This window comes from Azospirillum sp. B21 (assembly GCF_008364825.1).
In the GTDB taxonomy this organism is placed as follows: domain Bacteria; phylum Pseudomonadota; class Alphaproteobacteria; order Azospirillales; family Azospirillaceae; genus Azospirillum.
The window spans coordinates 247836-262896 of sequence record NZ_VTTO01000005.1; the positions used below are offsets into that span (position 1 = coordinate 247836).

The 15061-nt window shown below is 67.1% G+C and carries 12 protein-coding genes and 1 pseudogene; 6 read left to right on the forward strand and 7 right to left on the reverse strand.

Going from position 1 to position 15061, the window contains the following annotated elements:
- The first annotated feature begins 19 nt into the window (after nt 1–19).
- Together FZ983_RS14610 and FZ983_RS14615 are read left to right on the forward strand one after the other, a co-directional pair.
- Nucleotides 20–1513: an ATPase domain-containing protein gene (locus FZ983_RS14610; RefSeq protein ID WP_149224242.1), complete on the forward strand. Its 1494-nt coding sequence runs from the start codon at nt 20–22 to the stop codon at nt 1511–1513.
- A 9-nt stretch (nt 1514–1522) separates the two neighbouring features.
- Nucleotides 1523–3166 (forward strand): ATP-binding protein, encoded by a 1644-nt coding sequence (locus tag FZ983_RS14615; protein ID WP_149224243.1) that lies wholly within the window; start codon nt 1523–1525, stop codon nt 3164–3166.
- A gap of 122 nt (nt 3167–3288) precedes the next feature.
- Here FZ983_RS14615 and FZ983_RS14620 read toward each other — a convergent pair whose 3' ends face one another.
- Nucleotides 3289–4518 (reverse strand): MFS transporter, encoded by a 1230-nt coding sequence (locus FZ983_RS14620; RefSeq protein WP_149224244.1) that lies wholly within the window; start codon nt 4516–4518, stop codon nt 3289–3291.
- Between the two features lie 98 nt (nt 4519–4616).
- On the opposite strand from FZ983_RS14620, the gene FZ983_RS14625 reads away from it, so the two are divergent.
- On the forward strand, nt 4617–5555 hold the full coding sequence (locus FZ983_RS14625) for a LysR family transcriptional regulator (protein WP_188092331.1): 939 nt from the start codon (nt 4617–4619) through the stop codon (nt 5553–5555).
- Between the two features lie 15 nt (nt 5556–5570).
- Here the strand turns inward: FZ983_RS14625 and FZ983_RS14630 are convergent, their stop codons facing one another.
- The 6 genes from FZ983_RS14630 to FZ983_RS14655 all read right to left on the reverse strand — a co-directional run bounded on the left by FZ983_RS14630 (nt 5571) and on the right by FZ983_RS14655 (nt 12400).
- On the reverse strand, nt 5571–7253 hold the full coding sequence (locus FZ983_RS14630) for a cache domain-containing protein (protein ID WP_149224245.1): 1683 nt from the start codon (nt 7251–7253) through the stop codon (nt 5571–5573).
- A gap of 176 nt (nt 7254–7429) precedes the next feature.
- Nucleotides 7430–8755 carry an MFS transporter gene (locus FZ983_RS14635; RefSeq protein ID WP_211102909.1) on the reverse strand — a complete coding sequence of 442 codons (1326 nt, stop codon included), beginning with the start codon at nt 8753–8755 and terminating at the stop codon, nt 7430–7432.
- Between the two features lie 257 nt (nt 8756–9012).
- Nucleotides 9013–9645, reverse strand: coding sequence for an N-carbamoylsarcosine amidohydrolase (locus tag FZ983_RS14640; protein WP_149224246.1), 633 nt, complete (start codon nt 9643–9645; stop codon nt 9013–9015).
- Nucleotides 9646–9656: 11 nt separating this feature from the next.
- Nucleotides 9657–10358 carry an Asp/Glu racemase gene (locus FZ983_RS14645; RefSeq protein WP_211102922.1) on the reverse strand — a complete coding sequence of 234 codons (702 nt, stop codon included), beginning with the start codon at nt 10356–10358 and terminating at the stop codon, nt 9657–9659.
- 69 nt (nt 10359–10427) lie between these two features.
- Entirely contained in the window at nt 10428–11255 is an 828-nt protein-coding gene (locus tag FZ983_RS14650; protein WP_149224248.1) for an alpha/beta hydrolase, read from the reverse strand.
- A complete protein-coding gene (locus tag FZ983_RS14655; RefSeq protein ID WP_149224249.1) occupies nt 11252–12400 on the reverse strand; it encodes an FAD-dependent monooxygenase in 1149 nt (382 codons plus the stop codon). Before FZ983_RS14655 ends, FZ983_RS14650 begins: the two co-directional genes overlap by 4 nt.
- Nucleotides 12401–12868: 468 nt before the next feature.
- Here FZ983_RS14655 and FZ983_RS14660 point away from each other — a divergent pair, with 468 nt between their 5' ends.
- From FZ983_RS14660 to FZ983_RS14670, 3 genes and pseudogenes are all read left to right on the forward strand, one after another.
- The gene (locus tag FZ983_RS14660) at nt 12869–13918 is read left to right on the forward strand and encodes a 2,5-dihydroxypyridine 5,6-dioxygenase (RefSeq protein ID WP_149224250.1); all 1050 of its coding nucleotides are present in this window, start codon (nt 12869–12871) and stop codon (nt 13916–13918) included.
- A gap of 106 nt (nt 13919–14024) precedes the next feature.
- Nucleotides 14025–14507 carry a MarR family transcriptional regulator gene (locus FZ983_RS14665; protein ID WP_247883756.1) on the forward strand — a complete coding sequence of 161 codons (483 nt, stop codon included), beginning with the start codon at nt 14025–14027 and terminating at the stop codon, nt 14505–14507.
- A gap of 82 nt (nt 14508–14589) precedes the next feature.
- Nucleotides 14590–15027, forward strand: a pseudogene (locus FZ983_RS14670) ((2Fe-2S)-binding protein); the annotation flags it as partial.
- Nucleotides 15028–15061: the final 34 nt, after the last annotated feature.

Genomic DNA, 15061 nt, shown 5'->3' on the forward strand with positions numbered 1-15061 from the left:
GGAAGTGAAGGAGCCATTGGTGGCTGAGACGATCCCGATTGAAAAAGTGCAGACCGGAATTCCGGAGTTGGATTTGATTTTGCGCGGCGGGCTGCCGCGAGGGCGAATGCATCTTCTGGAAGGTGCGCCAGGCACAGGAAAGACGACCATCGCACTGCAACTTCTGATCCAGGCGCGCGAGGAAGGCAGAAAAGGTCTCTACATCACGCTGTCGGAAAATGTGAAGGAACTGGAGGCAACCGCCCTCAGCCATGGCTGGAGGCTGGAGGGATTTGCGGTGTTCGACATCGTTCCGGTCGAAGCACAATTGGACCGCCAGCAGAGTGTGCTCTACCCGTCGGAGGTGGAACTCGGCGAGACCGTCAGCCTGATCATAGACCGCATCGAAGAAGAAAATCCCGAGTTGGTGGTGATCGACACCGTATCCGAACTGCGGCTGCTCACGCAGGACCAACTCAGCTACCGTCGGCAAATCCTGGCACTCAAGCAGTTCCTGCAGGGCCGCCATTGCACCACCCTGATCCTCGACGATCTGACCCAGCAGTACGGCACGAACGAGTTGCACAGCCTGATGCACAGCGTGATCGTGCTGGAGCAGATCGAACGTTCCTATGGCGCGGCACGGCGTCGGCTGCGCATCGCGAAGATGCGGGGTGCCGAGTACCAGAGCGGCTGGCACGACTTCGCCATTACCAGAGAGAATGTGCTGGTCTTCCCCAGCCTGATTGCCGAGGAGCACAGGAGCGACTTCGAGCCGGACACCATGGAAAGCGGCCTGTCGGCCCTGGATGAACTGATGGGCGGCGGCCTGACGCATGGCACCACGACGATGCTCGTCGGGCCGTCGGGAGTCGGTAAATCGTCCATCGCCCTGCAATATGTCACGGCTGCGGTCAAACGCGGCGAACATGCCGCCTATTTCTCGTTCGATGAGACCTTCAAGACTCTGGAACTGCGCAGCATCGCGCTGGGGATCGACATCGCCGAGGCGGTGAGCCAGAAGCGGGTCGGCTGGCAGCGGGCCAACCCGTCCCGCCTTTCGCCGGGCGAGTTCGTCTGGCAGGTGCGCCGCGAGGTCGAGGACCGCAACGCGCGCATCGTGGTGATCGACAGCCTAAACTCCTACCTCAGCACCATGCCCGAGGAGAAGGCGCTCGCCCTCCAAATGCATGAATTGCTGACCTACCTGAACAACAAGGGCGTGGTGACCATCCTGATCCTGGCCCAGCAGGGCATCGTCGGCGACGTGCAGAATCCGGTCGACCTGTCCTTCATGAGCGACACCGTGGTCCTGTTGCGGTTCTTCGAAGCGGGAGGCGAGGTGCGCAAGGCCATTTCCGTGGTCAAGAAGCGCACCGGCGTCCACGAGCTGTCGATCCGCGAATTCCGCCTGTTCCCCGACGGCATGCAGGTGGGGCCGCAACTGATGGATTTCCGCGGCGTGCTGACCGGAGTGCCCGAATATCAGGGAGCGGCGGACCCGCTGCTCGGCGGCTCGGTCGAGAGTGGCTGAGCGAAGCCGATGCGCACGTCATTACTGATCCTGGCACCCGAGGGGCGGGACGCCGAGGTGATCGCCTCAGTCCTCAGCGAGGGTGGACTGGAGGCGCGAGCCTGTGCCGATATGGCGGCGCTCCGCAGGAACCTGGACGATGCGACCACGGCGCTGGTGCTCTCCGAAAGCGCGCTGACGGACGTGGAGCCTCTGGTCGTCTGGCTGGAGGCGCAGGCCCCGTGGTCGGATCTGCCGATCATCGTCCTGACCTCCCGCCGCAGCCGTCAGGCCGGGATGGGGCGGCAAGCGTTCTTCCAATCGCTCGGCAACGTCACGCTGCTGGACCGGCCCCTGCACCGTGAAGCGCTGCAAAGCGCCGCACTGGCGGCCGTGCGCAGCCGGGCGCGCCAGCACCGGACCCGCTGCTATCTGGAAGAGATCACCCAGGCGTCCAACCGTCTGGAGGAGCGGGTTGCGGACCGGACGCGGGAACTGCAGGCCGAGATGGTGGACCGCCGGCGTACGGAGTTGGCGCTGCATCAGGCCCAGAAGATGGAAGCGCTGGGGCAACTGACCGGCGGCGTGGCGCATGACTTCAACAACCTGCTTCAGGGCATCGTCAGCTGCCTCTCCGTTCTCGAACCAACAGTGCCCGACGGCGTGCCGCGCCAGCTGTTCGAGGCAGCCAACAGTTCCATCGAGCGTGGCGCACATCTGACGCAGTCCTTGCTGTCCTTCGCGCGGCGTCAGACGCTGATACCCGAGCCCACCGATCTGGGGAGTTTGATGTCCGCCATGAGCTCCCTTCTGGAGCGCACGTTGGGCGGCCAGATCATGGTGACCATTCAGGCGCCGCCCGATCTTCCGGCTGCGCTGATCGATCGGGCACAGCTGGAATCCGCCATCCTGAACCTTGCGATCAACGCGCGCGACGCGATGCCGATGGGCGGGCGTCTGTCCCTGACCGCCTTCGTTGCGGAGGTCGGCGGGAACGGGGGGCCGGGTGCGTCCGCCGGCAGGCCGGCGGAACTGGAGGACGGCACATACGTGGCGATCCGGGTCGAGGATACCGGCACCGGCATCGATCCATCGGTGCTGCCGCACGTCTTCGAGCCATTCTTCACCACCAAACCGGTCGACAAGGGGTCCGGCCTCGGATTGTCGATGGTCCATGGCATGGCGACGCAATCCGGCGGCGGCGTCCGCATCGAGAGCACGCCCGGCGTTGGCACCGCGATCACGCTGTATCTGCCGAGCGTTCGCGGCGCCGTCGCCACGACGGATCAACCCGTTCCCCGGATAGACCGCGAGATCGGGCGCACCATCCTGCTGGTGGAGGACGACGCGATCGTACGGATGGGAACGACGGCGGTGCTGGAAGCGCTCGGACACCATGTCATCGAGGCGGGCGGCGGGGAGGAGGCGCTGGTGGTTCTTCGCGATGGGACCGAGGTCGATGCCCTGGTCACCGACTTCGCCATGCCCGGCATGAACGGAGCCGCCGTTGTGCGGCACGCCCGGCAGCTGCGCCCGGGGATTCCGGCACTGATCGTGACGGGCTACGCCGATACGCCGGAATTCGGGGAGGCCGTGCGCCTGTTGCGCAAACCTTTCTCCCCCCACCAGATCGCCGATTGCCTGGCGGCCATGCTGGCAGAGGTGCCGGTGTGACGTAGGGGTTTCGCTCCCCCCTGCCCCGCCTTCGGACACTGAAATGCCCTGGGATCATGCGACGCCGCATGATCCCAGGCCATATGGACGGACGAACCTGAACCTTGGTGACGGCCGCCGGCTTACCGCTCCGGCCGGGTGAAGAGCCGCAGGATCAGTGCGCCGATGGAGGCGATGGTCGCCACCGCGATGACGCCGTTCCAGCCCCAGTTTGCCAGCGCTTGGCTGCCCAGCGTGGCGCCGGCCGCCATGCCGATGAACATGCCCACCATCAGCACCGCGTTCAGTCGGCTGCGGGCGGCCGGATCAATGCCATAGACGATGGTTTGATGGGCGATCAGCGAAGCCTGGACGCCAAGGTCGAAGCCGACGGCACTGGCCACCAGCAGCCACAGGCGGCCGCCCTCCGGCACCAGCGGCGACAGGAACATGGCGGCGAAGGACAGCGCGGCGAGGCCGGCGCCCAGCCGGGTCATCAGTTCCGGTCCGCGGCTGTCGGCGATCCGTCCGGCGACCGGCGCCACCAGCGCGCCCGCCGCACCGGCCAGCCCGAAGGCACCCGCCGCGGCGGCGCCCAGATGGAACGGCGTACCATGCAGCATGACCGCCAGCGTCGACCAGAAGGCGCTGAAGCCCAGCGACAGCAGGCCCTGCGCCATGGCGGCGCGGCGCAGTGCCGGATGACGGCCCCACAGCACGGTCAGCGAAGCCAGCAGTTCCCCATAACCGAGACTGGTCGTCGGTGCGAAGCGCGGCAGGCCGCGCCACAGCGCCACGCCCAGCAGCGCGATGCTTCCCGCCGCCGCCACGAACACCGCGCGCCAGCCGAAATGCTCGGCGATGAGGCCGCTGACCACCCGCGACAGCAGGATGCCGAGCAGCAGGCCGGTCATCACCGTGCCGACCACCCGGCCGCGGTGTTCCGCCGGCGCCAAGGTCGCGGCGGCGGGCACGATGTCCTGCGCCAGGGTCGCCGACAGGCCGAGAACCAGGCTCGCCGCCAGAAGGCCCGCGATGGACGGCGCGAAGCCCGCCGCCAGCAATGCCGCGACCAGCATGGCCGCCTTGGCCAGGATGATCCTGCGCCGGTCAAAGCGGTCGCCCAGCGGCGCCAGCAACAGGATGCCGGCGGCATAGCCGAGCTGGGTCAGCGTCGGCACCCAGCCGACCGAGCGGCCGTCGGCCTGGATGTCGGGACCGAGGATGCCCAGCATCGGCTGGCTGTAATAGAGCGATGCCGCCGCCAGACCGGCACCGGCGGCCAGCAGGAAAACCAGCGGCCGGCTGAGCCCGGCATCGGAGGGCGCCGGCATCGCGGCTGCGGCGCTATGCGCGGTTTGAATGGTCGTCATCGTGAGACCCTCCCAAGAAACTGAACGAGAGGGACTATGGCGGCCGGGTTCCCAGGACGGTAGCCGGATCAGGTGTAGATTTGCTATACGTAGAGCGTATGAGCATAGACCTTCCGTTGGCCGGCAGCGACCGCATCGCCTTGTTGGAAACCTTCGTCCGTATCGTGGATGCCGGCAGCCTGTCGGCCGCGGCGGCACAGCTCGGCAGTACCCAGCCGACGGTCAGCCGACGCCTGCAACAGCTGGAACGGATGCTGGGCGTCCGCCTGCTGCAGCGCTCCACCCACCGGATGGCGCTGACCGACGACGGGTCGCGTTGCTACGAGCGTGCCAAGGATCTGCTCGCCGGATGGCAGATGCTGGAAAGCGACGTGCGCGGGGCGGACGACCAGCCGTCCGGCCATCTGCGGGTGGTGGCGCCGCATGCGTTCGGGCAGCAGCAGCTGATCGGGCCGGTGGCCGACTATCTGCAACGCTACCCGCGGATGACGGTGGAATGGCTGCTGCACGACCGCATGCCCGATTTCATCGGCGAGGGCATCGACTGCGCCATCCGCGTCGGCGAGGTCGGCGACCCGTCGGTGATCGCCCTGCGGCTGGCGGAGGTGCCGCGGATCGCCGTCGCCTCCCCTGCCCTGCTCGATGGGCGCCCGGTCCCGGCGCATGCGTCCGAGCTGGTGGATTTGCCCTGGCTGGCGCTGCGCACCTTCTATCGCGACGAGGTGACGCTGACCCATGCCGAAACCGGCGAAGCGGTGACCTTCCCCATCCGTCCGCGCCTGTCCACCGACGGGTTGCAGGCGATCCGCAACGCGGCGCTTCGCGGGCTGGGGGCGGCCATCGCGTCGGAATGGGCGCTGGTGGACGATCTGGCGACCGGGCAGCTGGTGCATCTGGCGCCGGAATGGCAGGCAGCGGCGCTGCCGGTGCATCTGGTCTATCCGCCGGCCCGGCACCAGCCGACACGCCTCCGCCGCTTCATCGAGGCGATGCGCGTCGCGGTGCCCATCGCCTTCCGGACGATCCAGGCACCGTGACGGCGAACCGCAAGCTCAGGCGGCGCGGACGGTGGAGAGGAAGTCCTCGACCTCGCTGCGCAGCTTGACAGTCTCGCGCACCAGACCGCTGGCGGCTTCCAGCACGCCGGATGCGGCGGTGCCGGTCTGCCCGACGGTCTGGGCGACGCCGGCGATGTTGCTGTTGACCTCCGCCGTGTGGCGGGCGGCCTGCTGGATGTTGGCGCCGATGTCCTTGGTGGCGGCGCTCTGCTGCTCCACCGCCGAGGCGATGGCGGTTGCGATGTCGCTGACCGAGGTGATGGTGGCACCGATGCCCTGCACCGCCGTTACCGTGCTGCCGGTGAACTGCTGGATTTCCAGCACCTTGGCCTGGATGTCGTCGGTGGCGCGGGCGGTCTGGTTGGCGAGCGCCTTCACTTCCGACGCGACGACGGCGAAGCCCTTGCCGTGTTCGCCGGCGCGTGCGGCTTCGATGGTGGCGTTCAGGGCCAGCAGGTTGGTCTGGCCGGCGATGGCGTTGATCAGCTCCACCACCTGCCCGATCTCCTGGGCGGCCGATGCCAGGCTGTGGATCATGCCGTCGATCTTCGCCGCCTCGTCCACCGCGCGGCTGGCGACGGAGGTGGACATCGTCACCTGACGGCCGATCTCGGCGATGGAGGCGAACAGCTCCTCCGTTGCGGCGGCGACGGTGTTGACGTTGCTGCTGGCCTGCTCGGAGGCCTGTGACACTGCATGCGCCTGGGTGCCCGACCGCTCGGCGGCGCCGGCCATGCCGGTGGCGGTGCTTTCCATCTGGTGGGACGCCGCAGCGACGGCACCCACCACTCCCATCACGCGCGCCTCGAACCGGGCGGCCATGTCGAGCAGGGCGGCGCGGCGTTCGGCTTCCGTGCGCTCCTTCTGCGCCTCGGCCTCCGCCTGCAGGCGGCGCACCTCGAGACCGTTGCGCTTGAACTCATCCAGCGCGCGGGCGAGCGTGCCGACCTCGTCGCCGCGGTCCTGGTGGCCGATGGCGACCGACAGGTCACCGGTGGAAATGCGGTTGGTGGCCTGGGTCAGCTGCAGGATGGGGGTGGTGATGCGCCGGCCGATCCAGACGGCGAGGCCGAGGCTGATCGCCGCCAGCACCGCGATCACGCCGGCGATGTTCAGCATGGTCTGCAGCCGCGCGGCGGCCACGGTGTCGAGATAGACGCCGGAACTGACGACCCAGCCCCATCCCTTGGTCAGCTTGGAATAGGCCGACTTCTCCACCGGATCGCTCGATCCCGGCTTGGGAAAGAAGAAGGAGGAATAGCCGCCGCCGGATTCGGCCGCCGCGATCTCGTCGCGCACGAACAGCCGGCCGGTCTTGTCGGTGCTGTCCCACATGGCCTTGCCTTCGACCTGCGGGTTCAGGTGGGCCAGGATGTTGCCCTTGCGGTCGAGGATCAGCGCATATTCCGACCCGTCGTAGCGGGCAGACCGCGCAACGTCGAGCGCCAGCTTCTGCGCGTCGGCGACCGGCAGCTCGCCGGACGCGGCCCGCTGTTCGAACCGTTCGATGACTGAGGTGACCATCTCCACCGCGACGCGGGCGCGGGCCTGGCGCTCCTCCATCATCACGGTGCCGAGCGACCTTGCGGTCATGGCCCCGGCGCCGACCAGCGCCAGGACGGTGATCAGGGGCAGCAGCAGCAGGCGCCCCCGGATGCCACGCAGTGCGGAAATCATGTCTCTGTTGTCCCCGGCGACTGGCTTTTTTGCGGCATGCGTCTCGGCCGCGCCGTGGCCGGACACACCGGAACGGCCGACCGGCGCCGCACCCCTCTGGGCGGCGCCGGCTTGACCGTTTACGCACTCATATCGCGTGATCTTTCACAGATGGTTTACACGCTGCACAAAACCGGTCAGCGGTTCACCACCTTGGGCGGGAGCGCATAGACCAGCAGGGCGCCGATCACGAGACAGCCGGAGAAGAACCACAAGGCCGCGCTGCTGCTGCCGGTCAGGTCGATGACGATGCCGATCAGCGAGTTGCTGACCAAACCGGCGATGCTGGCGAGCGAGATCGCCATGGCGAAGCCGGTGGCCGCCGCCGTGCCCTTCAGGAAAGTGGCCGGCAGGCTGAAATAGGCCGGAAGCGGACCCAGCACGCCGACCGACGCGACGGTGAACAGGGCCACGGTGGCAACGAGGTTGTCGGCGAAGAAGGTGCTGGTGGCCATCGCGGCCGAGGCGGCCAGGAAGGGGATGATGATGTGCCAGCGGCGCTCGCGCATCCGGTCGGAACTGGCGCCGATCAGCAGGATGCCAACCACGGCGACGATGTTGGGGATCATCGTCAGCAGGCCGATGTGGAACGGATCCATCACGCCGGTCTTGCGGATGAAGGTGGGCAGCCAGAAACCGATGGCGTAGGCGGTCAGCAGGATGGCGAAGTCGATGCCGCCGAGCATCCAGACCTTCAGGTTCAGCAGGCCTTCCTTGAAGCTGTGGCCGACATTCTTGGCCTCGGCATCGTCGCCGCGCAGGTCGACGGCAAGGCGGGCCTTCTCATCCTCCGACAGCCACTTGGCATCCCTGTAGGAATTCGGCAGGGCCACGAAGGTCAGGAAGCCCAGGAGCACGCTGGGCAGCGCTTCCAGCAGGAACAGCCACTGCCAGCCGCGCAGGCCCTGGACATTGTCGAAATGGCTCATGATCCAGCCCGACAGCGGGCCGCCGATCACGCTGGACAGCGGCAGGCCGATGACGAACAGCGCCATGATGCGGCCGCGGCGGTAGGTCGGGAACCACAGCGTCAGGTAATAGAGCACGCCGGGCAGGAAGCCGGCCTCGGCGGCGCCCAGCAGGAAACGGACGATGTAGAACTGGGTCGGCGAGGTGACCAGCATGGTGGCGGCCGACAGCAGGCCCCAGGTGATCATGATGCGGGCGATCCACAGCCGCGCGCCGACCTTGGTCAGCACGAGGTTGCTCGGCACCTCGAACAGGATGTAGCCCACGAAGAACAGGCCGGCGCCCAGACCATAGGCGGCCTCGCTGAATTGGAGGTCGCCCATCATCTGCAGCTTGGCGAAGCCGATGTTGATGCGGTCGAGATAGGCCGCCAGATAGCAGAAGCAGAGGAAGGGAATGAGGCGCCAGGTGATCTTCTTGTAGAGCTGGTCCGCATCGACGGACTGCGCCGCGCCAATTGCGGCATTCGCTGTTGTCGTCTGGGCATAGGACATGTCGTCTGTCTCCTTACGCTGATCGCGTTGTGAACCCGTCCTGTTTTTTCATGCCGGCGCCGCCTGTCTCGGGTGCGGCGCCGGGTGTTGGCCCCAGTTTGTTTTTTTGTTGGTCCTGAAGTGCCCATCCCCCTCTCCCCCCCGGGGAGAGGGTCGGGGTGAGGGGGATGCATGGCGTGGATTCTTGAGGAAGAGCCGCCGCGCGTCCCCCTCACCCTAACCCTCTCCCCGGGGGGAGAGGGGATTCCACCGGTATCTCACCGGCCGAACCGGTCGATCACCTCCTGCTTGTTCACCACATCGCCGTATTTGCTGTCGATGTCGAACAGGTTGGCTTCGTGCGGGCCGTCGTGGCGGTCGCCGACGCATTCGCGCACGACGATGGTGCGGAAGCCGTGCTGGACCGCATCGACGGCGGTGGCGCGGATGCAGCCGCTGGTCGAGCAACCGGTCAGCACCACCGTGTCCACCCCCATCGCATGCAGCATCGGGGCGAGGCTGGTGCCGAAGAAGGAGCTGGCATACTGCTTGGAGATCACCACCTCGTGCGCAAGCGGCATGACCTCCGGGCAGAAGGCGGCGAGCGGGTTGCCCTCCACCATGTCCTTCATCACCGGGGCCTTGCGCACCCACATGCCGCCATCGGCGAAATGGCCGGGGTGATAGCGGATGTTGGTGTGGACGACCGGGATGCCGGCGCGGCGGGCGGCGTCCAACAACTCCACCGTCTCCGCCACCGCGCTCACCACACCGGGGGCGTAGAGCGGCGCGCCTTCGGTGGTGTAGCCCTGCATGAAGTCGATCACCAGCAGGGCCGGCCGCTCGCCGAAGCCGATCCGGTTGCCCCAGACGCCCTTGTAATTGTCGGATACGCTCTGCCCGTCGGTCATGTGGCCGCTCCTCAGTAAGCGCCGGACAGCAAGGCGCCGGCGCCGGGAACGATCGGTTCCAGCTTCAGCGCCTTCAGCATGGCGTAGGTCGTGGCGATGGCGGCGGTCAGCACCGGCTTGCCGGTCTCCGCCTCTACCCGCGGCACCACCGGCAGCGACGGCATCTGCACGCAGGCGGACAGCACCACCACGTCCACGCCCTCCAGGTTCATGCCGCGCACGATGTCCGGCAGGTTGTTCGGGTCGTGCCGGGCGACGTCGAGGTTGTCGGGAATCTCCAGAGCGCGCCAGTCCTGCACCTCGAAGCCCTCGGCGCGGATATAGTCCACCACCAGTTCGGTCAGCGGGCGCATGTAGGGGGCGACGATGGCGATGCGCTTGGCGCCCATCACCTTCAGCCCGTCGACCAGAGCGCCGGCGCTGGTGACCACCGGGGCCGGGGCGTCGTTCTCCAGCGTCTTGCGGGCGAGGCGAGCTTCGGACTCGCGGTGATAGCCGAGGCCCATCGACATGATGGCGACGAGGCAGGCATAGCCCAGCACATCGACGCGGGCGTCCGACAGCTCGACGGCGCAGCGGTCGGATTCGGCGTCCATCGCCGCCAGCTCGTCCTTCTTGACCGTCTTCATCCGCATGCGGGCGGAATGGAAGGTAAAGCGTTCCGGGCGGATCGCCTGACGCGCGGTCAGCATGGCCGGGATTTCCGTTTCCATGGTGACGTTGGAGCTGGGGACGATCTGGCCGATGCGGTACAGCGAAGACATGCGGGTGGTTCCTATCAATCAGGTGGGCGGGGTGCCGAGGCTGTCGCCGAAGGCGGCGAAGAAGCCGTCGAGGTCATCCCAGGGGATCATGTGCCCGGCATTGGGGACGCGGGCGATGCGGATGGCGGGCTGGAGGCGGGCGATCTCCTCCTCGTCCTCCGGCTGGATCACGCCGCCGCGGCCGGCGACGATCAGCAGGGCCGGAACCGGCAGCTTCGGCAGGTCGGCGTGGATGTCGTCCTGGTGGAAGCCCTCATAGGTCCGGACGATGGCCGGCTCGTAGCAGGTGTGCAGCCATTCCGCGCGCAGCCGCAGCTGCTCCTCCGTCCAGGTCGGGCAGAAGGCGCGCATGGCGTCGGCGTCCATGCCCTTCAAGGACTGGCGGATGGAGTCGACGTACCAGGGCAGCCCGCTGGGATAGGCCCGGCGGCCGGGGCCGGACACCGGCGGATCGATCAGCACCAGCTGGCGCAGGCCCTTCGCGTCGCCGCGCACCGAGGCGCGGATGGCGAAGCGGGCGCCCATGGAATGGCCGACCAGGATGTAATCGGTCAGGCCCAGCGCCGCGACGAAGGCATTCACGTCGTCGGCGCAGGCATCGATGCCGTAATCCAGATGCGGCCCGCTCTCCGACAGACCGCGCCCGCGCACGTCCAGCACATAGGTGTCGAACTGCTGTCCGAAGCGCTCGGCGACGAAGCCCCAGGTGACGGCCGGGCTGGTGATGCCGGGGATCAGCACGATGGCCGGGCGCCCGGCATGCCGCTCCCCGCCATAGCGCAGGTAATGCTGGCGGATGCCGTTGGCCTGGACGTTGGCGCCGTAGAGGAAGGTCGAGGCGGTCATGCAGCGATGCCTTCGCGCAGCGGCTGCTCATAGACGTCGTAGCCGAAGACCCAGGCCGGATCCTCCTGCGTGCGCAGGAAGGTGTTGGCGTTGGACACCGCCTGCACGCGCGTCGCGCGGTCCTTGCGGTTGGCCTCGTATAGCGCGAAGGCGGTGCGGTAGTCGGTCAGGCCGGTCTCGGACAGGCAACGGGTCAGCATCGCCGCGTCCTCGATCGCCATGCCGGCGCCCTGGGCCATGTGCGGCTTCATCGGGTGGCAGGCGTCGCCCAGCAGGACCAGCCGGCCGCGGCTCCACAGCGGCAGCGGGTTGCGGTTGCGCAACGGCCATTTGGTGACCTCCTCCGTGCACTCGATCAGCGCCTGGACGGTCGGGTGATAGCCCTGGAAGGCCTCGTACATCTCCTCGCGGCTGCTGTCGACGAAGGCCTCCTGGAAGTCCCAGGCCGGATGCGGCACACCGGTGACGTAGTAATATTCGTCGCGCTTCCCGGTGGTGAAATAGACCATCATGTGACGGTCTTCGGTCCACCACTTGATGCAGTCCTCGAAGGTCAGGTCGTATTTTGCCAGCTGGTCGCCGCGGATCAGCGCGCGGTGCGCGACCCAGCCGCTGTAGTTCGGCGCCTCGACACCCAGCAGGGCCTCGCGGATGCGGGAGTTGATGCCGTCGGCGCCGATAACGATGTCGGCGCGCGCCTCGGTCCCGTCGGCGAAGGTCAGATGCACGTCGTCGCCGCTGTCGGTGATCGTCTCCAGCCGCTTGTCGAACTGGACGGTACCGGGAGCCAGCGTGTCCATTTGCAGCAGGTGCATGTCGCCGCGGTGGACGGTGACATAGGCGGCACCGTATTCGCGCTTGGCGAAGTCGCCCAGCGGGATGCGCGACAGGTAATCGCCGGTGAAGCCGTCGCGGCTGAACCAGAAGTCCGGCTTGGAGCCCATCGCCTCCAGCGGCTTTTCGATGCCGAGGCGGCGGAACACCTTCATCACGTTGGGACCGACGTGAATCCCCGCGCCCAGCCGGGAGAATTCAGGGGCCTGTTCGTAGACATCCACCTGGAACCCGGCCTGCTGCAGAAGCCCGGCGGCGGCGGCTCCGCCCAGGCCGGCCCCGACGATAGCGATTCTCTGAGTCTTTCCCATGGGTATGGCCCTTTGCTGAGGTGGGGTGTTCGGTCGGCGCCGCCGAAGGGCTCGCGACCGGATGCAAGGGTGCGGGAGGAGTGTCCGGGGGCTTCTCGCCCCGGCTCCGGCCGTCGACCGTTGCATTGAACTCGATATGGAGTGTGTACGCTGTTTCAGCTTGCCACGCAACACAATTCGTCATACAACGCTACTCAGGCTTTGCAGGGCCATTCCGGTCGTTGGCGGCATGCAACTGACAACGAAATAGCCTTGTGCAGCCTCATTTTAAATCAGTGATGCCTATTTATCATTCAGATCGACACAGCGACAGCGAAGGGTTTACCCCCACACTGTTCATGGTCGAATTAAGCTTATACGCTCTATATACCCTGGTCAGCCCGCCACGATGACGGCGGATGTCCACCCGGAAACAAGGCCCGGAACGCGCATTCAGCGGCTGCGGCCACCAAGGTTGGGAGAGATGAGATGCCGGTGAGCGATCGCGAACTCACGCAGATGTTCGAACGGGTTCTGACCCTGTCCAAGGTGGACAAGACCCAGAGCGTCGCTGTGCTGAAAAGCGACTATTCCAACCCGCGCATCGTGCGTGCGGCGATGGACGCGGCCCAGCGCCTGGGGGCGAACGTCTACGGAGTCGAACTGCCGGCCTTCAACCACCCGCGCGCCATGGGCATGGACATGACCGCCTATTGCGGCGACACGCCGCTGACCGGCAACCTCGCCGCCCAGCGCGCGTTGGAGGCGGCGGACCTGATCGTCGACACCATGATGCTGCTGCATTCGCCGGAGCAGGAGCAGATCCTGAAGACCGGCACCCGCATCCTGCTGGCGGTGGAGCCGCCGGAGGTGCTGGCCCGCATCATGCCGACGGAGGAGGACAAGATCCGCGTCAACGCCGCGGCGGAACGGCTGAAGCGCGCCCGCTCCATCGCCGTCACCTCCAAGGCCGGAAGCGATTTCCGCGCGACGCTGGGCCAGTATCCGACGGTCACGGAGTACGGCTTCGCCGACGAGCCCGGCCGCTGGGACCATTGGCCGAGCGGGTTCCTGTTCTCCTGGCCGGACGAGGGCAGCGCCGAAGGCACGCTGGTGCTCGACGTCGGCGACATCCTGCTGCCCTTCAAGACCTATGTGCGGGAGAAGGTGACGCTGGAGATCGAGGAGGGCTTCATCCGCCGCATCCATGGCGGGTTCGAGGCGGAGTACCTGCGCGACTACATGGCCTACTTCAAGGATCCGGAGGTCTACGGCATCTCCCACATCGGCTGGGGCCTGCAGCCGCGGGCGCAATGGACGGCGATGGGCCTGCACGACAAGAACGACGGCATGTGCATGGACGCCCGCGCCTTCTACGGCAACTTCCTGTTCTCCACCGGCCCGAACACCGAGGTTGGCGGCAGCCGCAAGACTCCCTGCCACATGGACATCCCCTTGCGAGGCTGCGACATCCTGCTGGACGGCGAACCGGTGGTGCTGGCCGGCGACGTGGTGGCGCCGGAAGCCTCCAGGGCATGAAGTGGGGCATGAGGGCGGAGTGAGACCGAAAGCCTGCCGCCCTTCCCTGCCCCCGCCGCCGCTGCTATCGTCCGCCACACACCCGGTCCACCGCATGTTGTCCCCGATGACCCAAGACCTGCTGCCTGAAGACGGCGCCGAAACCGGACCCGGTGAAGCCGATTACGTCTTCTCCGACCAGATCGGCCATTTGCTGCGGCGGGCCTATCAGCGGCACCTCGCCATCTTCCAGCGCAACGCCTGCGACCCTCAGCTGACCTCGGTTCAGTTCGTCACGCTCTGCGCCATCCGCGACAACGGGCCGAGTTCGCTGATCGAACTGGTGAAGTCCACCGCCATCGATCAGGCGACGATCCGCGGCATCGTCGACCGGCTGAAGGCGCGCGGGCTGATCCGCCAGACCTCCGACGCCCAGGACCGGCGCAAGGTCATCAACTGCCTGACTGACGAGGGGCGGCAGCTGCTGGAGGACATGGTCCCCTGCGCCAAGCGGATCAGCGAGATGACCATGGGACAGCTGAACCCGGCGGAACGGCTGGCCGTCACCCATGTCCTGCAGAAGATGATCGCGCAGGACGGGGAGGAGTAACCCACCGCAGGATGGCCGACATGCCACGTCACCCTGCCAATGCCGCGGGGATGCGGATCCCATCGCACCGGACGGACGCCTTATGGAAAAGACCATCGCGCTGCGGGTGAATGGCCGCGCCGTCACGGTGACGGCGATGGCCGACACGCCGCTGCTCTACATCCTGCGCAACGATCTGGCCCTGAACGGGCCGAAATACGGCTGCGGGCTCGGCGAGTGCGGTGCCTGCACCGTCATCCTCGACGGCGTCGCCGCCCGGTCCTGCGTGATCCCGCTGGCCGGCGCGGAAGGGCGAGAAGTGGTGACCTTGGAAGGGTTGGGCAGCAGCAGCGCACCCCACCCGGTCCAGCAGGCCTTCATCGAGGAACAGGCGGCCCAGTGCGGCTATTGCATGAACGGCATGATCATGACCGCCAAGGCCCTGCTCGACCGCAACCAGAATCCGACGATGGACGAGGTGCGCCGCGCCCTGTCCGGCAACCTGTGCCGCTGCGGCACCCATGTCGAAATCCTGCGCGCCGTCATGCGGGCTGCGCAGCTTCTCTCCTCCCCCG